This window comes from Exiguobacterium sp. MH3, from assembly GCF_000496635.1.
GTDB lineage: Bacteria > Bacillota > Bacilli > Exiguobacteriales > Exiguobacteriaceae > Exiguobacterium_A > Exiguobacterium_A indicum.
The window spans coordinates 387,483-407,609 of record NC_022794.1; the positions used below are offsets into that span (position 1 = coordinate 387,483).

General features: G+C 48.5%; 23 protein-coding genes and 1 riboswitch. Of the genes, 13 read left to right on the forward strand and 10 right to left on the reverse strand.

The genetic code is table 11. The features are described 5' to 3' along the window. Positions 1-56: 56 nt before the first annotated feature. From U719_RS02000 to paaX, 4 genes are all read left to right on the forward strand, one after another. Positions 57-923, forward strand: coding sequence for a 3-hydroxyacyl-CoA dehydrogenase (locus U719_RS02000; RefSeq protein ID WP_023466999.1), 867 nt, complete (start codon positions 57-59; stop codon positions 921-923). Beyond that, the gene (locus tag U719_RS02005) at positions 920-2,128 is read left to right on the forward strand and encodes an acetyl-CoA C-acyltransferase (RefSeq protein ID WP_023467000.1); all 1,209 of its coding nucleotides are present in this window, start codon (positions 920-922) and stop codon (positions 2,126-2,128) included. The genes U719_RS02000 and U719_RS02005 overlap by 4 nt, the downstream gene beginning before the upstream one ends. After that, complete coding sequence (locus U719_RS02010) at positions 2,125-2,892, forward strand: enoyl-CoA hydratase-related protein (RefSeq protein WP_023467001.1); 768 nt, start codon at positions 2,125-2,127, stop codon at positions 2,890-2,892. The genes U719_RS02005 and U719_RS02010 overlap by 4 nt, the downstream gene beginning before the upstream one ends. Before the next feature lie 73 nt (positions 2,893-2,965). Next, positions 2,966-3,850 carry a phenylacetic acid degradation operon negative regulatory protein PaaX gene (gene paaX, locus U719_RS02015; protein WP_023467002.1) on the forward strand — a complete coding sequence of 295 codons (885 nt, stop codon included), beginning with the start codon at positions 2,966-2,968 and terminating at the stop codon, positions 3,848-3,850. Between the two features lie 56 nt (positions 3,851-3,906). Here paaX and U719_RS02020 read toward each other — a convergent pair whose 3' ends face one another. After that, positions 3,907-4,446 (reverse strand): gamma carbonic anhydrase family protein, encoded by a 540-nt coding sequence (locus tag U719_RS02020; RefSeq protein WP_023467003.1) that lies wholly within the window; start codon positions 4,444-4,446, stop codon positions 3,907-3,909. 91 nt (positions 4,447-4,537) lie between these two features. Between U719_RS02020 and U719_RS02025 the strand changes: the two genes are divergently transcribed. From U719_RS02025 to U719_RS02040, 4 genes are all read left to right on the forward strand, one after another. Beyond that, a complete protein-coding gene (locus U719_RS02025; protein ID WP_023467004.1) occupies positions 4,538-5,476 on the forward strand; it encodes a nitronate monooxygenase family protein in 939 nt (312 codons plus the stop codon). A gap of 137 nt (positions 5,477-5,613) precedes the next feature. Further along, complete coding sequence (locus tag U719_RS02030) at positions 5,614-6,042, forward strand: DMT family transporter (RefSeq protein ID WP_023467005.1); 429 nt, start codon at positions 5,614-5,616, stop codon at positions 6,040-6,042. A 15-nt stretch (positions 6,043-6,057) separates the two neighbouring features. Beyond that, on the forward strand, positions 6,058-6,726 hold the full coding sequence (locus tag U719_RS02035; RefSeq protein ID WP_023467006.1) for a Crp/Fnr family transcriptional regulator: 669 nt from the start codon (positions 6,058-6,060) through the stop codon (positions 6,724-6,726). Positions 6,727-6,738: 12 nt separating this feature from the next. Then, positions 6,739-7,221: a DMT family transporter gene (locus tag U719_RS02040; protein WP_023467007.1), complete on the forward strand. Its 483-nt coding sequence runs from the start codon at positions 6,739-6,741 to the stop codon at positions 7,219-7,221. A 53-nt stretch (positions 7,222-7,274) separates the two neighbouring features. On the opposite strand, the gene U719_RS02045 is transcribed toward U719_RS02040, so the two are convergent. The 4 genes from U719_RS02045 to U719_RS02060 form a co-directional block, all read right to left on the reverse strand. Beyond that, positions 7,275-8,495, reverse strand: a complete 1,221-nt coding sequence (locus tag U719_RS02045) for an MFS transporter (protein WP_023467008.1) — start codon at positions 8,493-8,495, stop codon at positions 7,275-7,277. A 14-nt stretch (positions 8,496-8,509) separates the two neighbouring features. Continuing rightward, positions 8,510-9,109 carry a winged helix-turn-helix domain-containing protein gene (locus U719_RS02050; protein WP_023467009.1) on the reverse strand — a complete coding sequence of 200 codons (600 nt, stop codon included), beginning with the start codon at positions 9,107-9,109 and terminating at the stop codon, positions 8,510-8,512. Between the two features lie 231 nt (positions 9,110-9,340). After that, on the reverse strand, positions 9,341-9,871 hold the full coding sequence (msrA, locus tag U719_RS02055) for a peptide-methionine (S)-S-oxide reductase MsrA (RefSeq protein ID WP_023467010.1): 531 nt from the start codon (positions 9,869-9,871) through the stop codon (positions 9,341-9,343). Positions 9,872-9,966: 95 nt separating this feature from the next. Then, positions 9,967-10,070, reverse strand: a riboswitch (SAM riboswitch). 62 nt (positions 10,071-10,132) lie between these two features. Next, positions 10,133-11,311, reverse strand: a complete 1,179-nt coding sequence (locus tag U719_RS02060; RefSeq protein ID WP_023467011.1) for a M20 family metallopeptidase — start codon at positions 11,309-11,311, stop codon at positions 10,133-10,135. Positions 11,312-11,388: 77 nt separating this feature from the next. Here U719_RS02060 and U719_RS02065 point away from each other — a divergent pair, with 77 nt between their 5' ends. After that, the gene (locus tag U719_RS02065; RefSeq protein ID WP_023467012.1) at positions 11,389-11,682 is read left to right on the forward strand and encodes a putative quinol monooxygenase; all 294 of its coding nucleotides are present in this window, start codon (positions 11,389-11,391) and stop codon (positions 11,680-11,682) included. A gap of 55 nt (positions 11,683-11,737) precedes the next feature. On the opposite strand, the gene U719_RS02070 is transcribed toward U719_RS02065, so the two are convergent. Then, positions 11,738-14,092, reverse strand: a complete 2,355-nt coding sequence (locus U719_RS02070; protein WP_023467013.1) for an SH3 domain-containing C40 family peptidase — start codon at positions 14,090-14,092, stop codon at positions 11,738-11,740. 141 nt (positions 14,093-14,233) lie between these two features. Then, complete coding sequence (locus U719_RS02075) at positions 14,234-14,788, reverse strand: GNAT family N-acetyltransferase (RefSeq protein WP_023467014.1); 555 nt, start codon at positions 14,786-14,788, stop codon at positions 14,234-14,236. Positions 14,789-15,057: 269 nt separating this feature from the next. On the opposite strand from U719_RS02075, the gene U719_RS02080 reads away from it, so the two are divergent. The 3 genes from U719_RS02080 (at position 15,058) to U719_RS02090 (ending at position 16,573) form a co-directional block, all read left to right on the forward strand. After that, complete coding sequence (locus tag U719_RS02080; protein ID WP_023467015.1) at positions 15,058-15,387, forward strand: multidrug efflux SMR transporter; 330 nt, start codon at positions 15,058-15,060, stop codon at positions 15,385-15,387. Then, positions 15,384-15,701, forward strand: coding sequence for a multidrug efflux SMR transporter (locus tag U719_RS02085; RefSeq protein ID WP_023467016.1), 318 nt, complete (start codon positions 15,384-15,386; stop codon positions 15,699-15,701). The genes U719_RS02080 and U719_RS02085 overlap by 4 nt, the downstream gene beginning before the upstream one ends. A gap of 128 nt (positions 15,702-15,829) precedes the next feature. Further along, positions 15,830-16,573 carry a general stress protein gene (locus tag U719_RS02090; RefSeq protein ID WP_023467017.1) on the forward strand — a complete coding sequence of 248 codons (744 nt, stop codon included), beginning with the start codon at positions 15,830-15,832 and terminating at the stop codon, positions 16,571-16,573. 111 nt (positions 16,574-16,684) lie between these two features. Here U719_RS02090 and U719_RS02095 read toward each other — a convergent pair whose 3' ends face one another. Further along, complete coding sequence (locus U719_RS02095) at positions 16,685-17,500, reverse strand: aldo/keto reductase (RefSeq protein WP_023467018.1); 816 nt, start codon at positions 17,498-17,500, stop codon at positions 16,685-16,687. 132 nt (positions 17,501-17,632) lie between these two features. Here U719_RS02095 and U719_RS02100 point away from each other — a divergent pair, with 132 nt between their 5' ends. Beyond that, a complete protein-coding gene (locus tag U719_RS02100) occupies positions 17,633-18,658 on the forward strand; it encodes an iron-containing alcohol dehydrogenase family protein (protein ID WP_023467019.1) in 1,026 nt (341 codons plus the stop codon). 51 nt (positions 18,659-18,709) lie between these two features. Here U719_RS02100 and U719_RS02105 read toward each other — a convergent pair whose 3' ends face one another. Together U719_RS02105 and U719_RS02110 are read right to left on the reverse strand one after the other, a co-directional pair. Then, positions 18,710-19,672 carry an EAL domain-containing protein gene (locus U719_RS02105; protein ID WP_023467020.1) on the reverse strand — a complete coding sequence of 321 codons (963 nt, stop codon included), beginning with the start codon at positions 19,670-19,672 and terminating at the stop codon, positions 18,710-18,712. A 178-nt stretch (positions 19,673-19,850) separates the two neighbouring features. Next, positions 19,851-20,114 (reverse strand): DUF1294 domain-containing protein, encoded by a 264-nt coding sequence (locus U719_RS02110; RefSeq protein ID WP_023467021.1) that lies wholly within the window; start codon positions 20,112-20,114, stop codon positions 19,851-19,853. Between the last annotated feature and the right edge of the window lie 13 nt (positions 20,115-20,127).

Sequence of the window (20,127 nt, forward strand, 5' to 3'; positions counted from 1 at the left end):
GTTCCGTCGGGAAGTCCAGCCTTTTTTAACAGCACAGGGGATAAGGGGGAATTCAGATGGTAGAACAAATCGTCGTCGTCGGATCCGGCGTCATGGGACGTGGTATCGCTTATGTTGCCGCACACCGCGGATTTCAGGTGACACTCGTTGATATTAAAGAAGAATATATCGAAAGTGCCTATCGAGAACTCGAACGCATCGCAGAGAAAGGAATCACGCGAGGGAAGATGTCCGCGAATGAGGTCGAGGGACTGTTCGATCGACTGCATCTGTCGACCGACCTAGCTGAGGCGGCACAACAAGCGGATCTCGTCATTGAAGCAGTACCGGAACAACTCAGCATCAAACAGCAAGTCTTTGAAACGCTAGAAGCACATGCACGTCCGGACTGTTATTTTGCGACGAACACGTCAACGATGAGTCCAACGGAAATTGCCTCCTTTACGAACCGAGCGGACCGGGTCATGGCGATGCATTTCTTCAATCCGGTCCATCTGATGCCACTGATCGAGCTCGTTCGTGGTCTTGAGACGTCGGATGAGACGGTCGCAGCTCTTGAGCAGGTGGCGCGTCAGATGCAGAAGGAAACGGTCGTCATCCGCGAGTTTCCGGGGTTCGTGACTTCGCGGATCAGTGCGCTCGTCGGAAACGAAGCGTTCTACATGTTACAAGAAGGACTCGGGACAGCAGAAGAGATCGATAAAGCAATCAAACTCGGCTTAAACTATCCAATGGGACCATTCGAACTCGGGGACTTAGTCGGACTCGATACCCGTCTCCATAACTTAAAGTATCTGCATGAGAAGCTCGGCGAAAAATACCGTCCGGCACCACTGCTCGAACAGTATGTCAAAGCCGGACGACTCGGACGTAAAACCGGTCGTGGCGTCTATGACTATACGAATCGCGAGGTGACATCATGAAACGGGTCGCCATCATCGATGCCGTTCGGACACCGATCGGTCGCTATAACGGCGCATTGCGTCAGGTTCGTCCAGATGACTTAGGAGCACGCGTCATCGAAGCGTTGCTTGAGCGTAATCCACAAGTCGATCCGAAGACGATCGAGGAAGTCATTTTTGGCAATGCGAATCAGGCGGGAGAAGACAATCGCAACGTCGCCCGGATGTCGGGACTACTAGCTGGTCTACCGGTCGAAGTCGCCGGTACGACGATTAATCGCTTATGTGGGTCAGGGCTCGACGCTGTCATCGCGGCGGCACGAGGGATTGCCTTAGGTGAAGGCGATATCTATATCGCTGGTGGGACGGAAAGCATGACGCGTGCACCGTTCGTTCTCGCGAAGCCGGATCAGGCCAACCCACGTGGCAATCAGACGATGTACGATACGACGATCGGTTGGCGCTTCGTCAATGATCGTTTAGCAGATCAATACGGAACGGATTCGATGCCGGAGACAGCCGAGAACGTCGCCCGTCAGTACGGGATCTCACGCGAAGCGCAGGACGACTTTGCGTTCGAAAGCCAACAACGCGCGAAACGAGCAATCGAGACAGAGCGCTTCACGGACGAACTGGTTGCGGTCACACAAATGGACCGGAAAGGCAACGTCAGCGTCTTCGATCGTGATGAACATCCTCGTCCCGAGACGACACGTGAGAAACTGGCGACACTTCGTCCGTTATTCCCAAGTGGTACCGTGACGGCGGGGAATGCATCTGGTGTCAACGACGGTGCGTCGGCACTGTTATTGATGAGTGAAGAAAAAGCGAACGAACTCGGTTTGACGCCACTCGGGTATTACCGGGCGAGTGCGACAGCAGGGGTCGAACCTGCCATCATGGGAATCGGACCAATCGACGCGACGGAAAAAGTTCTCCGGCGGGCAGGGTTGACGGTCGAACAGCTCGATCAAATCGAGTTGAACGAAGCCTTTGCGGCTCAAAGTCTTGCCTGCATCGAAGCACTTGGTTTACCAAGCGAAAAAGTCAACGTCAACGGTGGTGCGATCGCTTTCGGTCATCCACTCGGTGCGAGTGGAGCGCGGATTTTGACGACATTATTGCATGAGATGCGCCGAACGAACCGGACGTATGGTCTCGCGACGATGTGTGTCGGAGTCGGACAAGGGATCGCACTCGTCGTCGATCGGGAGGGACTCGTATGATTCACTTAGAACGAGAAGGCTATATCGCAATCGTCCGGATTGATCGTCCAGAACGTTTGAACTGTCTCGATTATCCGACGCTTGTCGCTTTGCAAGAACAGGTCGATGCGTTATCGGTCGACCCGGAAGCGCGGGTCGTCCTGTTTACGGGAACGGGGAAAGCATTTAGTGCGGGTGCCGATTTAAAAGAACGCGTGCATTTAAACGAAGAAGAAGTCCGGCGCAATGTCCTTGCGATCCGCAATGTCTTCACTTCGATCGCACAATTACCGCAACCAACAATCGCAGCCGTCAACGGTCACGCGCTCGGCGGTGGGTTCGAGTGGATCCTTGCCTGTGATTTCCGTTTTCTCGTCGAGGATGCACTCGTCGGCTTGACGGAAACTAGCTTCGGGATCATTCCAGGAGCCGGTGGAACACAACGCTTGCCACGACTGATTGGGGAGACGCGGGCAAAGGAATTGATCTTCACGGCGAAAAAAATCGATGCGATGACAGCAGAACGGTACGGACTCGCGACAGCCGTTGTTGCCCGGGAAGCGTTGATGACGACGTGCCTTGAGTTTGCTAATCAGATGTTACAGAATGGTCCGATCGCCTTGCGCCAAGCGAAACGAGCGATTGATCAAGGGCGGGATGTCTCACTCGAAGAAGGACTACAGCTCGAAACGGAAGCCTATGAAGTCGTCATTCCGACGGCTGATCGTCAGGAAGCGCTACAAGCCTTCGCTGAAAAACGACCACCACGCTTTGAAGGAAGATGAGGATGGTCGACGTTTGAAATAACCCGTATACTAACGATACACACTATGAACGACTGAAGAGAGAGTGAATACCATGAGTGCGAACACCCAATCGATGATCTTTACGATTTACGGCGATTATATCCGCCATTACGGCAATCAAATCTGGGTCGGGAGTTTAATTCGACTCGTCAAAGAGTTCGGACATAACGAACAAGCCGTTCGGGTCGCGGTATCCCGGATGGTTAAACAAGGCTGGCTCGTCTCCGAGAAACAAGGAAATAAAAGCTTCTATTCATTGACACCACGTGGGGTGGAACGGATGGAGGAGGCCGCACGTCGGATCTACAGATCAACACCGCACGACTGGGACGGGAAATGGCGGACGCTGATGTACACGATTCCGGAGGATAAACGCCAGATTCGCGATGAGCTCCGCAAAGAACTGACGTGGAGTGGGTTTGGCAACTTATCGAACGGGGTTTGGATTTCACCGAACCCGCTTGAAAAAGAGGCGGAACGATTGATCGCGTCGTATGAGATTGAAGAGTATGTCGATTTCTTCGTCGGTGAATACCACGGTCCGAAGCAGGATCAATCCCTTGTCGAGCGTGCGTTTCCGCTGGAGGAATTGCAGGAGCGTTACGAGACGTTCATCACGGATTACAGCCGGCAATATATCGTCCATCAAAGTCAGCTCCAACTCGGAGAAATGACGGATGAACAGTGTTTCGTCGAACGGACGATGCTCGTACATGAATACCGGAAGTTTCTATTCACGGATCCCGGATTACCGCAAGAATTGTTACCAGATGCATGGAGCGGACATCATGCGGCACTCTTGTTCGAGCAATATTACCGATTGCTCGCACAACCAGCGAGTCGGTTCTTCGAATCGATCTTTGAAGAGACGCATGATGTATCCCAACGCAGTGCCTCGTACGACGCGGCGGAACATCCGCTGTTTGCAGAGCGGTGAGCATTTATTCGAATGAAAAGAGCGGGACGGATCAGTTGATCCGCCCCGCATTCGTGTCATTCAGATATATTCTGTTCAGCAGATTCTGCGAGAATGTTTCGGAAGGCATATCCTTTATCGACATAAGAATCAATTGACTCCTGAATCATCGCAAGATCCGCTTCTGTTAGTTCACGCACGACTTTACCGGGTGAGCCGATGATCAGCGAACGGGGTGGGAAAACTTTTCCCGATGGAATTAGCGTATTCGCCCCGATGATGCATTCTTCACCGATCTCTGCATGATCAAGAACGGTCGCACCCATTCCGACGATCGAACGACGTCCGATTTTGCAACCGTGTAAAATTGCGTTATGTCCGACCGTTACTTCATCTTCAATGACGACGGGTGCCCCTTCATAGAGATGAATCGTCGCATTGTCCTGGATACTGCATCGTTTCCCAATTGTAATCGGTCCTTCGTCACCGCGTAAGACAGCGTTGAACCAGACGGTAGACTCGGAACCGATCGTGACGTCTCCGATCAGATAAGCGCCAGGAGCGATGAACACATCGGAGGCGACGTTCGGATGAATCGATTGATACGGAATCTTCATAACAGAATGACCTCGTTTCTATAATAAGATGAACTACTATTCATTCCATGTCAGTATAGCATGTGAGTGAAGGCGAGAACGGAGGAAAGACATGTTTCCGATTTGTGAGCTCTTTAAAATTCGATATCCTTTGATCCAAGGAGGAATGGGTAACATTAGTCATGCGGCGCTGACGGCAGCGGTTTCGAATGCCGGGGGACTCGGAACGCTCGGGTGCGGGACATTGTCGGTCGACGAAGTGGCGTCGCGGATTCGCGAGACACGAATGCTGACGGATCAACCATTTGCCTTGAACATTGCGATTCGTGTGTCTCCCTATACAGAAGCACTGATTGATCTCGCGATCGCAGAAAAGATTCCGGTCGTCTCCTTGTCGGCAGGAAATCCAGCACCTTACATAGCGCGACTTCAAGCTGCTGGCATCAAAACGATCGCGGTTGTCGCTTCAGTCAAACAGGCGTTAAAGGCAGAACAGGCAGGCGCTGATGTACTCGTAGCGGAGGGAGTTGAAGCGGCAGGTATCAATTCACCGCTCGAGTTGACGACGCTGACCTTGATTCCGCAACTCGTCGATCGGATCAACATTCCGATCCTGGCAGCGGGTGGGATTGGTGACGGGCGTGGACTAGCAGCTGTTCTGTTGCTTGGTGCGGCTGGTGCCCAGCTCGGAACACGATTGATCGCGACGGAAGAGGCGAAGGTTCATTCGGCATACAAGGCGCACTTAATGGATGCGACCGATACCGATACACGCATCATCGGACGTTCCGTCGGATTCGTCCGACGTGTCCTTGATGGTCCTTACGTCGAACGACTCACAGCAGAGACACCTGCTGCTTTTCTTGATCAGACGAATGAGTCGTATCATATTACGGGCGCTCTTGAGGGCGATGAGGAGAAAGGGTATGTCAACGCTGGACTAGTTGCGGGATTGATTCATGATGTGCCGACTGTTGCGGAGTTGTTTACGCGCATGATGACGGAAGCAGAGGAACAGCTGAAGCAAACGACGACTCGTTTTACGACATGAGCATATAGTGAGGGACCCGTGATTCCACTTGTGGACAGCGGGTTTTTTCATGTTTTTTTGAAAATGGGACATTTGTCCTTTTCAAGTAGGGCACGAGTAAGGTCTACTCTAGTGTAGAGATTAAAGGAGGAGATGACGTGCAAGGAGTCATGTTTGCTTTGATGAGCGGTCTGTTCATCGCCCTGCAAGGCATATTCAATGCGCGCCTTGCGACAGGCGTCGGACCGTGGTTGTCCGTATTGATCGTCCACTTTGTTGGTCTGATGGGTTGTTTAGTCATTTATAGTTTCGTACGAGACCGGAAAATCGGTGGCTTCCGTCAGTTACCGTGGATTTATGCGAGCGGCGGTTTGATTGGTGTGCTAGTCGTCGTAACGGAACTGACAGCAATCCAAAAACTCGGGATGACATGGGCGATGTGTTTATTACTCGTCGCACAGATTTTATGTGCGTTTGTGATTGATTTAAAGGGATGGTTCGGTGTCTTAAAAAAACAAGGAAATCGTGGTCAATGGGTTGGTGTGGGTCTCATGCTTGCAGGAGTTGCGATTTTCTCACTTGCCTAAAGGGGGGAAATGAACATGGAAACCGTCATTCAACAGTATGGACTGGATACGATTTTGACGGAAGAGACGCGCGCTTGGTTGCGTCAAGAAACCTTCCAAAAAGGGGAACTCCTCTGTACGACAGGGGCAGCGATCGACCGGATGTACTTCATCGTCGCAGGCAAAGTTAAGATATCTGCTGCCTCGTCAGAAGGGAAACAACGGATTCTACGATTCAAGACACCACTGACGGTGATCGGTGACGCTGAGTTCATCAATGAACGGGAAGTGCTGAATACGGTCGAAGCAGTGACCGATGTCGAGGTGTTGAGCGTACCGTATGCGATTTTACGCGAGCACAATACAACGAACGTCTTTCTGCAATTCTTATTACGCACGATCACAGCGAAGTGGTATGCCGACTCGAAATCAGCGTCGCACCATGTGTTGTATACAGTTGAAGAGCGATTTGCAGGGTATTTGTTATCGATCGCTTCTGAAGCCAGTGACAGTTTATTTTATCAGGAGATGCGGACGTCGAACTTACATGACGTCGCCGACTGGCTTGGAACGAGTTATCGCCATCTCAATCGGATCATCACGAAATTGTGTGAAGAGGAGATTCTCGTTCGACGACGCGGGAAAATCATCATCGTTGATCTGGAGAGGATTCGCGAGAAGGCGAACGGCAATAGCTATGAGTAAGGAGGAACGAACATGGTAATAGGCATCGTGTGTGCCGTATTGGCAGGGATGTTGATCAGTTTACAGACGGTATTGAATGCTAGGATGAGTGACGCGTTTGGCGCTTGGGCGACGACGACGCTAGTCTTCTTCGTCGGTTTCGTCGGAGCAAGTGTCACGTATGTTCTGTTTCGTGGTGGAACAATCGGACAGATTCAAAACGTATCGCCACTCTATTGGTTTGGTGGACTTGTCGGTGTTGGCGTCGTTTTTTGTGTCATGCGTGGAATTCAATTGCTTGGTCCGTCCGTCGCGATCTCTGTCGTTCTGATTTCGCAGTTAAGCTTTGCTCTCGCTGTCGATACGTTCGGTTGGTTCGGTTTGCCGCAAATCGACTTATCATTCGGTCAGCTCGTCGGTCTCGCTGTCATGGTATGTGGGATCTTCGTTTTGAAGCGGTATCAAGTCGTGGCGCCGGAACAACAGGCAAAGGATCAGATAGAACGTGTTTCGTAATAACCGAATACAGAACGAGGACGGTGGTATTCCAATCCACTGTCTTTTTTTGACTAGTTTTTGACCTGGATCATGCGTTTTCTAAAGTAAAGCGAGAGAACAATAATGAGAAGACCACAGTACAACATGATTGTCGTGATCGAAACGTGAAACGACAGTAGAAACGAAAGGAGCGCGTAAGATAATGGAACGAGACCATTTGACGCGGCATTCACGACACTCATGACACGTCCCATCGTCTGTTCCGCACACTGAGACTGGATGAACGTAATGAAGCGAATATTGATGATGGAAGAAAGGACACCAAGTGATAACAGGACGATCAAGTACAACGAAATCTGTTGGACTTGACTAAGCAGGAAGAGAAGCAGACCTAATGCGCCAATCAATCGGACTGATGAAGTAAGCCCGTTTTCTTTCTTCTGCGTAAAACCACTCCAGAGCGCCCCTCCGAGCATTCCCATTTGATAAGCCCCTTGCATATAACTTAAATCCATCGCATCTCCTTGAAGCACATCATGGACGAGTAAGGGAATTCCGAGTAAGAGTGGTCCAAAGAAAAAGAAATTGACACAGATGACGAGAAAAAGTGTCTGCTTGAGTTGCTGAAAGTGAAAGACGTAATGTAGCCCTTCTTTTAGTTCAAAGAGAGCTGAATGCTGACGTGCTCGCTTGATCTTAGATTCACGAATACCATACGTGAAGAGAAGCGTCAGACAGAGTGTTCCGAAAATCACGAGAAAGACGTACGAGTAAGAAGAATGGCTGAGGATGACTCCACCAAGAATCGGACCTGAAAAGAGAGCGATTTGATTAGATGTCTGAATCAATGAATTGGCTTTAGTGAGCTGTTCTTTCGGAACGAGTGTAGGCAGTAAGGAAGCATTCGCCGGCGAAAAGAATGCATCCACACTACCGAATAGCAAGGCGAATCCTAAAATCGTCAGCAATGTAAGCTGATCGGTATGAAGTAATGCGAGAAGACAGAGAATGAAACTGATCCGTAAAGCGCTCGAGATGCGCATGATCGTCGAACGTTTATAGCGATCGGATAGGACGCCACCGAATAACATGAGAAAAATACGGGGTAACAAGGTGGCCATGAGGATGAATCCGAGATATGACGCCTGGTTTAGCGTATGGATGACATACCATTGTTCAACAAATAAATAGGTTGATAGGGAGAGGGCAGAGCACATACTGGACCCCCATAAAAATAAAAAAGATCGATTTTTAAACAGCGATTGTTGCGTATCCATTTCAACAAGCAGCATATGGCACCTCCGGTTTAGACGTCGTCATTCTCAAATAGTGGTTCATCAATTGCAAAGGCAGTCGTCATGATATAGAAGTGTTTTTTATCTTCTTCGTCTAGTGAAGGGGACCGTGTGAACTCGTCCAATAGAGCACGATATTTGGTAGAAAATTGCCGAAAATTGGCTTCAGACATCGTCAGTTCCTTTTGAAGCGATAAGCTCATCCAGTCTTCAACGTTTGAAGACACAGGAGAAAAAGCAGTAGTTGGAGCGGTGAGGACGCGTGTCTTTGCTCGGTCCAATACCTCAAGATACGACTGCCGGGTCGCTTCATTCGTCTCGACGAAGTTCAGTAGATGATCGGCAGGAATGTAGCCTCGAGCAATCGCTTGATAGTATTTCAATAGATTGCCGCCCTGTTCTTCCGTCCGGACGAGGCGAATCAAGTCATGCTTTTCAAGTTCTCGTACATGATAGAGGATCTTTGCGCGGGATAACGTCAGCAAGTGGGCTAACTGATGTACCGTATGTGGTTTTTCGACGAGAAACATGAGGATTTTTGTTCGTAACGGATCACTGATCACTTTTAACTGTTCATAGCTCTCTAATATGTGAATCGCTTTTTGTTCCATGCAATAATCTCCTTTTTAACCGGTTAATTTTTATTAACCGTAAAACAAAAGACTTCATTTGTAAACGATTACAAATTTATGTGAGGGTGTTGGTAAAGAAGACACCATTTGTTTACATACAAAAAAACTGACTCCAGTGACATCTCGATCATCCTCCACTTTCTACTGGAAAGTAGGGGAAGAACGAGATGTTTGAAATCAGTCTCAGCTACTGTATGTGGTTCGAGGTGATTAGACCGTCGTCGTATCTTTCCATTCCTGCTCGATGAAAGCATCGCGACCAGAAGCAGCACGATCTTTTTTATAGTGTTCTGGATTTTTCTTATGGAAGTCTTGATGGTACTCTTCCGCCGGATAAAATTCAGAAGCGGCATCGATCCGCGTTACGATGGGTTGTTTGAAACGATTGCTTGCAGCAAGGGCGTCACGGGAAGCGATCGCTGCTTCATGCTGTGCATCCGTATGGTAGAAGATCGCTGGTGCGTACTGCGTGCCACGATCTTGGAATTGACCTTCTGCATCCGTTGGATCCGTTTGCGGCCAGTAGAGTTCGAGCAGACGCTCGTACGGGAACAGGCTCGGATCAAACGTGATTTGGACGACTTCGAGATGTCCCGTCGTTCCTGTTTTGACTTGTTCATACGTCGGGTTATCGACGTGTCCGCCCATGTAACCTGATACGATTCCCTCGATTCCTGGTAATTCTTCAAATGGTGTCACCATGCACCAAAAACATCCACCTGCAAATGTTGCTTTTTCCATCCGTCTCTTCCTCTCCGTGGGAAATTCCCATTGTATGTCTGACAGCGAGAAAAACGAAAACGACTCCTTCGCTTGGTTGCAAAAGGAGTCGCCGCTTTTTATCAACCAAAGCTTTCGCTTTGCTGGTCGTAGCACCTTGCTATGCGCAGGTTGCTGGGACGTCATCGATCCAGATCTCTCGGTCCACTCTTGATAAGGGTATATGAAGTTGATGTCATTCGTTATCATTGCTGTGATGATACCATTCACAAAGAAATAAAGTCAATCCTTAGGTTTTAAGGCACGTAAAACGGTCGCTCCGAGTGTCTTCGCACCAACCAACAACGCTTGTTCGTTGATCTCGTACTGCGGATGATGTTGTGGATGATTGACGCGACCGTCCGTATATCCGGAGCCGGTAAAGAAGTAACTTCCCGGGACGTGTGTTAGATAATGTGCGAAGTCGTCCGCCGCCATCATCGGTGTGAGTGCCCGAACGGATGCTTCCGGTAAGAAAGAAGCGGCTTCCTGAACGAGTTTTGTCTCGTCCGGATGATTCCAGAGTGCCGGGTAACCCGTCGTGAAGTCGATCGAATAGGTGGCACCAATGCCGGCACACGTCGTTTTGGCGACAAGATCGACTTCTTGCCGGAGCTGATGCCGCAATGTCTCATTGAACGTCCGAATTTCACCGACGATGCGTGCTTCACCCGTGACGATGTTCGGCGCCGTTCCTGCATGGAAGGATCCGATTGCGAGAACTGCTGGCTCAAATGGGTCGACCCGTCGACTGACGAGATGCTGTAAGTTACAGACGAGCTGCGCTCCAGCGACGAGCGCATCTTTTGTTTTGTGCGGTGCTTGCGCATGTCCACCTTGACCATGAACGATGATTTCGAATTCGTCGATCGCACATAATGTATGTCCTTCCCGAAACCCAATCGTACCAACCGGTAAATCATTTTCGAGATGTGTCGCAAAAATCGCATCGACGCCTTCGAGGACGCCGGCTTCGATCATTTGGATGGCTCCGCCAGGAAAGACCTCTTCTCCATGCTGATGAATGATTCGAATCGTTCCTTGCAATTGATCACGTAGCGGATAGAGCGTAGCAGCAAGGGCCATCACCATCGCCGTATGTCCATCGTGTCCACAGGCATGCATGACACCGGGATGGATCGACCGGAAGGAAAGCGTCGTCTCTTCTTGAAGTGGTAAAGCATCAAAATCTGCACGGACCGCAATCGTCGAACCAGGTTGTTTGCCTTCGATCGTTGCGACGACACCACGACCTCCGACGGCTGTTTGATAAGGAATGCCCTGTTTCGCGTAAAAGGTAGCAATTCGTTCTGGTGTGCGGACTTCCTGGAAAGAGAGTTCCGGATGTCGATGAAAATCACGACGTAACGCGATCATCGTCGGTTCGAATTGTTCAAGTGCTTCAAAAAGTTGAGTTTGCATCTTCAAGCTCCTTTGACGTGTGTCTTTTCGTGAAAAGGGGTACAGATACAGGTAATCACGAAAGGGGATAATGAAACATGGGAGAAATCGTTGTCAACGCTGTACTTACAATCAAAGCAGGACTTGCGGATCAAGTCTTCCCGATTCTACAAACGGTCTATCATGCCGCACAAAAAGAAGAAGGATGCTTACGTTATTCCTTGCACCAATCGATTGAGGATGAGCATCAATTCATGCTGTATGAAGTGTATCGGGACGAAGAGGCACTTGAAGCGCATATCGCATCCGATCACTATAAAGCCTACCGTGAACAGATTGAGTTGTACTTGATGGATCGACAAGTGACGAAATACGTCGAGATGACATTCTGACGTGTTGCGATAAGAAGAGACGAATCCGTCGATTTCGACGGATTCGTCTTTTTTATTACATCGATTTGAAGCCGAGGAAATGCTCTTGCCAACGCGGTTCATAAATCGAATTAATTTGAAGCTGTGAACCACCCGCATGGATGAAGTGTTCGCTATCGAGCATGATTCCGATATGCGATGGACCATCCGTATAAGTGTTCTGGAAGAAGACGATATCTGAGCGCTTACCGCTTGAGATACTCGTCCGACGATTCGTGAAGAAAGCACCGTACCAGTAGCCGCGAACGTTCGTCCGACCACCGTATTTTCCAGCCTTATTTGTCGCGTAGTGAATCAAACCGGAACAATCGAAGCCACCATTCACGGCATTTTGCGATCCCCATGTGTAAGGTGTACCGATATGTTGGACGGCTGCTTGAATCAGCTTTTCACCGCGCGTGTTATTCTTTTTAATGACCCGTTTATCGGACGTAATCGTCACAGCTGAGACCGGAAGATAGACGGGTGTCCAGCCTGACTGGATGACATAGAAGTTTCCGACCCGGTGACGCGGATAAACACGTTTGCCTTGTTCAACGAGTCCGCTGCCTTTTGGACTGGTTGGACTCGAAAAGAAGGATGTCGTCTGTTTGACGGTATAGATTTTCGTTCGATTGATTGCTTTTTGTGTCAGTTTCATATCGGGTTTGCTCGTGCTGATATAAGGGTTGAGGACGTAACCCGTTTGACCGCTGGCTAAGCGAACTTGCCAAAAATCATCATCAATTGATTTCAGACCAATCAATTTTGTCCCTTTTTTCAAATAGGCAGCTGGCCGACTGTAAGCGACGTCAGCAGAGAAGAGTGGCGTTTGGTCCAGATGGACATAAAACGTTGCCCCTTTTTTCGCTTTTGCTTTTGGTTTATTTAGTCCGATCCGACTCGAATCGACGAAACCAAAGATATTGTTATATTTGACACGTGTAAAATAACCGCTTTTTCCATAGATGGTGATCGATTTTCCTTTTTTCAACGTACCGATTTTTTTACCCGACAGTTTTGCCTGTGACCGAATGACGACGTCGTCCTCTGTCACGTAACGTTGACCGGTAACGTCATACAGATCCGGCTTTTTCGTGACGAGATCACTCGTCTTGACGTAACCATAGACCGTCCCTTTTTTTAATCGTGTGTAACTACCGCTCGTGCCGTAAATCGTTAGTTTGTCAGCTCGTTTGACAGAATACATCATTTTACTTTTCGTTGAAGCAGACGTATAGACGGACAAGTTGCGTTTGGCGTACCGTGTTCCGGTTGCGGCGTATACTTTTTCACTACCAAGATCAGCTGTTTTAACGTAGGCATGGACTCCGCGGAAAATAATTCGACTGTAGACGCCACTTTTACCATAGATCGTTAATAAAGTATTTGTTTTTTGTTGATCGATTATGGAGCCGGAAGCATTCGGTGCACTATAGATCGGTGTAGCGCGCTGAACATAGAGGCGTGCGGTCTTTGGATAGTATTTCAACGTACCGAGATGTGCCGTCAATACATAGGCATACTCGTCGTTTCGTTTGATTCGTGTAAATGAACCCTCGACGCCGTACGTCTGAAGAGAAGTATTCACAGGAAGCGATTGTACGACTTCTCCTTTCGTAGTCGCAGTGGCATAGACCGTCGTCTGCTGTTGGACGTAACGCACTCCTGTTTCTGGATGGCTCACGACCTGCGTATCATCTAAATCAGTCGTCAATACGAAGGCGTAACCGGTCTTAGTCGCCACACGTGTAAAAGTACCCGTCGTTCCGAACGTTTCGAATGATTGATTTTGAGTGACGGCAGTCTTCGCGCTCGTCGTCTTCGGCTCAACGAAAAGAGAAGTCGCTCGTTTGGCATAACGCGTCCCAACCAATTTCGGAAGTTGCTCGAGTTGTGTCGTTGATACATAGACGTATTGCTCGTTCCATTTCAGACGCGTGAACGTGTCGAAGGTGCCGTATGTATCGATTCGCTGATAAGCGGGAAGTGTCGTCACGACGGTGGGATCAAATGGTGAAGCAACTAATGAGAGTGGACTTTTCGACATCAGCGTTGCTTGTTTTTGAAAAACAGGTGCTGTTTGCGTTAACGCGTTTGTTGCGACATAAGCAGTACCTTCTTGCCAACTGACACGAGTGAAGTCACCGTCCGTACCGAGTGTCTTGAATGTCGTTCCCGCTGGTAGTTGTTGGATGACCGTTGTGGAATCAGCCGTTTGTAGCAACGCAGCATCCTCTTTCAAATAAGCCGTCCCGGTTGTCTCGGTGACTGTTTGTGTTTCTGCTGTCGGTTGAACAGGTGGCGATTCAGCAAAAGCGGGTGCGGGTAAAACCGAGCTCAACATTAACGTTGCAGCAAGTCCAGCAACATGAGCAGTCCATTTTTTCATCAAGAGGTTCACTCCAATTCTTAAAATTTGTCATTATGAATAGTGTAGCATGCGCTTGTTTAAAAATTGATAAAAATCAAAAAAATAGGAGGTTGTTCATGAAAAAACGGTATGCCTCGGCACACCGTTTGAAGCCATATGTTAGTTATCTTCTTCGTGATCCACTTGCCATTCCCAGTCGAGCATGCCGTAAATCAAGGAATCACGCCAGTGGTCTTCGAGATAGACCGTCTCGCGAAGCTGTCCTTCCTTCGTCATGCCGACCTTTTGCAAGACACGTTCGGAAGCGACGTTTCGTGGGTCACACGTTGCCGTGATTCGGTGTAGTTCTAGTTTTTCGAAACCGAATTGGAGAAGGAAAGAGGCGATTGACGTCGCGTATCCGTTCCCCCATTCATCAGGCGAGAGGACGTATCCGATTTCGGCGATTTTATTCTCAACGTCTGTGATGACGAGTTCACCGGCACCGATGACGACGTCACTTGGAAACGTCACGGCAAAGACATAACGACGTCTTGGTGTCTCGAGTTCACTTTCAAGCGCATCGTGTAGGAATTGTTTCGTATCCGTTTCGGTATTCGGTCCCCATGACTGGAATTGACTGACGATGGGTTGTGAGGCATAGGCGTGAACCGCTTCTACATCTTCTGGTGTAAAACGACGAATCCGAAGTTGATCATTGATTTTATAACGCATGCAGCATCCTCCTCATTCAGATGAAGTCACTTTGATTCTATTTGACAGATGGGGAACAGATTCCTGTTTGACATGGGAAAAAGGGCGTGCTAGGGTGGTTGTATCGAATGGAATAGGGAGTATCCTCTAGGGTTCCGTACGGCTGGACCGAGGGAGGAACATGGACGTTTGTCCATGCAACGGAGGGATAAAAGCCCGGGAGTAAAGCGAATCGTCTCGCTTGCTCCCGGGCTTTTTCATTTGAATTTACCTATTAGGAGGCAATTATTATGGCAAAGTATTGGATTGGGATCATCGTCGCAGCGTGTTTTGAAGTGGGCTGGGTCATCGGATTAAAACATGCGGCAACACCACTTGAGTGGGCTGCAACGATCGTCTGTATCATCGTTAGCTTTACCGTGCTAATTAAAGCGAGTAACCATTTACCAGTTGGAACGGTCTATGCTGTTTTCGTCGGTCTTGGAACAGCAGGAACGGTCGTGACGGACATCGTGTTATTCGACCAAGCCGCTTCCGTGATGAAATTAGTATTGATCGCTGTCTTACTCGTCGGCGTCATCGGTCTGAAGTTAGTCAGTGGAGAGGAGAAATCAGCATGAGTTGGATTTATTTAATCATTGCCGGAATCTTTGAGATGTTTGGTGTCGTCTTGATCAATACGTTCAATCAAAATAAGAATGCGAAGAATTTACTGTTGATGGGAACAGGATTCGGACTCAGTTTCTTATTTTTGACACTTGCGATGAATGGTTTACCGATGGGAACGGCGTATGCGGTATGGACGGGAATCGGAGCAGCGGGCGGTGCGATCCTCAGCATGGTGCTCTATAACGAATCAAAAGACTGGAAGCGACTGGTTTGTATCGGTCTTGTCTTAAGTGCGACGATTGGTCTGAAACTTGTCGGCGAATGATCGTTTACATGTCAAACAGATGACGTTTTAATGGAACGCATGTTTTTTGGCATATTTTAACGCAAAAGAGGAAATACTCCTTATAGAAGTCACGCATGACAAATCGTGTCGATAAGGGGAGAACATCCATGAAAACGAAACAATATATCGGAACATTCTATTCAGAAGAAGAATTGATCTCAAAAATGGACGAATTGCACATTCAAGGGCATCGGGAGGAAGACTTCTACGTCATCGTCAAAGAGAAGTCGAACATCGCACTCGTTCGTAGCCAAATGGATGCCGAAATCGCGACGACGAAACCGTCTTGGATTGATCGAATTCGCGGGAACAAAGGACGCGATCAAGAAGTCGATGATTTGTTTGGGTCACTTGATCTATCAGACAATGAAATCGAACAACGCAAAACGGAAGTCGAAGGTGGGGGCTACGTTCTGTTACTTGAAGTCCAAGACATCCAGTTCGATCCACATTTAAATACAGATAATACGCATCCTGATGTTAAAGTTCGCTATGGTAGTGGCGAAGAGACGCATACGTCATCAGATGCGAATTCCAATGCACAGCTCGGCTCCGGTAATCCGCTTGATGTTGATAAAGATTCGAAGGAAGAGCATGCGGAAATTGATTTGCACCGTGCCGGTACGGACAAGATGCCGCAAGACGAGCAGGCAATCGATCACGCGAAAAAACTCGACGGGAACCGAGAACCGGATATTGCAATGCGTCGGGATGACGATTTCCGACGTCCGGAAACAGAACGCGAGGAAAAAGAACATGATGCAACGCAAGACGGCGAAGAACGTCGTCAATCGAAACATCAATCGGATGACATCGCCAAGCAAGATCATGGAAATAATTTAGACCGCTAAAATAATCGATTGGAATCACGCATCAGGGTCATCATCAAAGAAGGTACTTTCCGGATCAATTCCGAAAGGTACCTTCTTTTTGTATGGAGATTAAACGAGAATCGTCTTGTCTTATTTATGATCCGGATTTGATCCTGTACGCACGTTGGCGTTCAATTGATCGATGGCTTGCATATCAGCGTCTGACAAGCTGAAGTCGAAGACATCAAGATTTTCGCGAATGCGGCTTGGCGTGACGGATTTCGGAATCGCGACGATATCGTGTTGCAAGTGCCAACGGAGGACGACTTGAGCCGGCGTTTTCTGATGACGATTCGCGATATCGACGATGACCGGATGCGTCAACGCGTCGCGTCCTTTCATCAACGGACTCCAAGCTTCAACGACGATACCGTGCTTGCGGCAAAAGTCTCGGATCGCTTCTTGGCTAAGGAACGGATGGAGTTCAATCTGATTGACGGCAGGAACGATCGATCCTTCGGCTAAAATTCGTTCCAAGTGCGGAATATGGAAGTTCGAAACACCGATAGCACGCGTCTTCCCTTCGGCATAGAGATGTTCGAGCGCCCGCCATGTCTCGACATAACGATCTTCTTTTGGCATCGGCCAATGAATCAGATACAAGTCAACATAATCGACACCAAGCTTTTGTAGACTCGTCTCGAAAGCGGCAAGTGTCTCTTCGTAGCCGTGATCGGAATTCCAGACTTTCGTCGTCAGAAAGATCTCTTCTCGGGGAATGCCGGAGTCACGCAGTGCGCGACCGACACCTTCTTCATTCTCGTAAATCATCGCCGTATCGATCGAACGATACCCGGCGCGGAGTGCTTCGCTGACCGCTTCATATACTTCTTCTTCCGGTACTTTAAAGACACCATATCCGAGTTGGGGCATGCTGATACCGTTGTTTAACGTAATCTGTTGCATCGATTCATCGACTCCTTTTTAGTAAATTCTTCTCTTTTCTAGTGTACGCGCTCCTCTTATAAAAATCGAATGATTGCCGAAGCGGGTTCTTTTGCGTATACTGAGCGATAACAAATATTAGGAGGCGATTCTGTGATTCGACAAGCTGTTTTGCAATACATACATGAGGAAAACGCGCTCGATCAACTCAAAGAAGTGATAGGTAATCGTTCAGCAGTCCTGATTCATGGACGTCTAGCCTATGAAGCAGCCGCTTTTGCTTTACCAGCATTACCACGTCTTTCATTTGAAGGGCATTGTACGGATCAACAAGTGGAAGCTTTCAAACAGGTATGTGCTCCATACGATGTGATTCTCGCGCTCGGAGGTGGGAGTGTCATCGATACGGCAAAACAGGTCGCGTTTCAATTACAACGCCCGGTCATCGTCATTCCGACGATCGTCTCGAACTGTGCTCCGTGGACTCCGCTCAGTGTCATGTATAACGAAGAGGGACAGTACATCCGATTTGATACGTTCCCCGTCGTGATTGAAGCCCTTTTACTCGATCATCGGATCATCGCAGCAAGTCCGTATGCTTATTTTGTAGCGGGACTCGTCGATACGCTAGCGAAGTGGTATGAAGCACGTGCCTTAAGCGGATCATCGGCTGAAGATCCCATCATTGAGATGGCGCTTCGGACAGCTGAACGTTGTAAGGATCTTATCTTGTCGACGAATATAACGGAAACGCGTTTTCGTGAGTATCCCGTTGAAATCCAACATCTCGTCGAAACCGTCATTCCGTTAGCCGGAAGCATTGGTGGTTTTGGTGACGCGGCGACGCGTGGTGCAATCGGACACGCAGTGCATAACGCGTTATCGCCTCATCCAGAAACGCATGCGTTTTTACACGGGAGTAAGGTCGGTTACGGACTACTCGTTCAGGAGAAGTTACTCGGACATGATGACGATTATGCAGAGTTGCGTGACTATCTTCTTGTACAAGAACAGCCGACGACACTCGCAGACTTCGCATTATCGCTCGATGTCGTCGAAGCACTTGCTTTACGGACATCAAAAGAGGAACTGTGTCGTCTGTTGCGTCCGATTGTATCAACAGAACAATTAGTCGATGCTATCACACGGAACGAGACGGTTTCCGTTTCGACGACTTAACATAAAGATACGCACATGGACCGAATCATCAGACGGTCCATGTGCGCATTTTTATTGTGCTTTCGCAAAACGAGCGTAAGGAGCAGGGCGACCGAGTAGGTATCCTTGACCAAGATCAAAGCCGAGTTCGCGGCAAAGATCGAGTTCTTCTTGCCGTTCGATACCTTCCGCTAAGATTTGAATCCCCATTTCTCGTGTCAGATGGCGGGCTTTTCGTAAAAAGGCTTCGTTTTCTGAGTTTGTATCGCAGTGATCGATGAAGGAACGATCGATTTTAATATAATCCGGTTGAAGCAAGGACAACATATCGAGTGTCGAGAAACCAGCGCCAACATCGTCCAGTGCTACTTGAATGCCTTGCTTTTTATACTGTTCGAAGACGTGTTTCAAATGGTTGACGTCTTCAATTTTTTCCGTTTCGACGACTTCGAAGACGAGCCGACTCGGATCGACTTGATAACGTTCGACGATCTCAAACGTATGGCGCAGGCAATACTCCGGATTATAGATCGTCGAAGGAAGGAAGTTGATGAACGTTTTTGCTGTGCCACCAATATGGTGCGTCGCACGGATGGCTTCTTCACGCGCTCGTTGATCGAGACGGGAATGAAGTCCCATCTTCGAGGCCGTTGAAAACAGGACACCTGGTGAAATCGGCGTATTGTCATCAGCTGCTCGTAGCAAGGCTTCGTTCGCGACGAGCACGTTACGCTGGATATCATAAATCGGTTGTAGGTGGCTCGTCATGACCCCATGCTGGATGAAATCAATCGCAGATCGATGCTTCAGTTGTTCTAGAAGCGCTGAAGCTAGGATAGGTGCTGTCACGTAACGCGATTGTGTGGCGCGACACGACACTGGATAATCCGCTACACGTAAGAGCGATGTCAATAACTGTTCGAGCTGTTCGAACGATTGATAGGAATAGATTTCTGGCGTTGGTGATTGAATATGGAGTGCTCCCGCTTCAACGAAACGGATTGATGTCGTACATTCGGCGCAAGGATGCCACATAAAGGGATGTCCACCTCTCAGTACATCAAAAAAAGATGTATTTATTAAATTGGTTAAATTCTTTACCCTGAACAAAAAAGAAATTAAACCTGTTATTCATAATCATTGACCTCATACAAAAAAAGAAGGAACGACGGACACATTTCCGTACGTTCTCTTCTCTATCGGTCACATTCTTTCATTGTGAAGTGTAAACAAACCAGAAAGCGAGATGCAAGATAGCGGCTATTGGAACGAGCCATTGGAACTTCGCTTTCCGTGTCTTGTGCCGGACTGTGTACATACCAATCCAAGAACCGAGCGCACCACCGAGGAAAGCAATCGTCAATAGTGTTGCTTCGGGTGTCCGGTAAGCATGTTGTTGCGCTCGACGTTTATCCTGCCACATCGAGACAAATCCGATGAGTGTCAGGAGGAGGTAATACCCTAAGATGATCCTCATGAAAAAACGACTC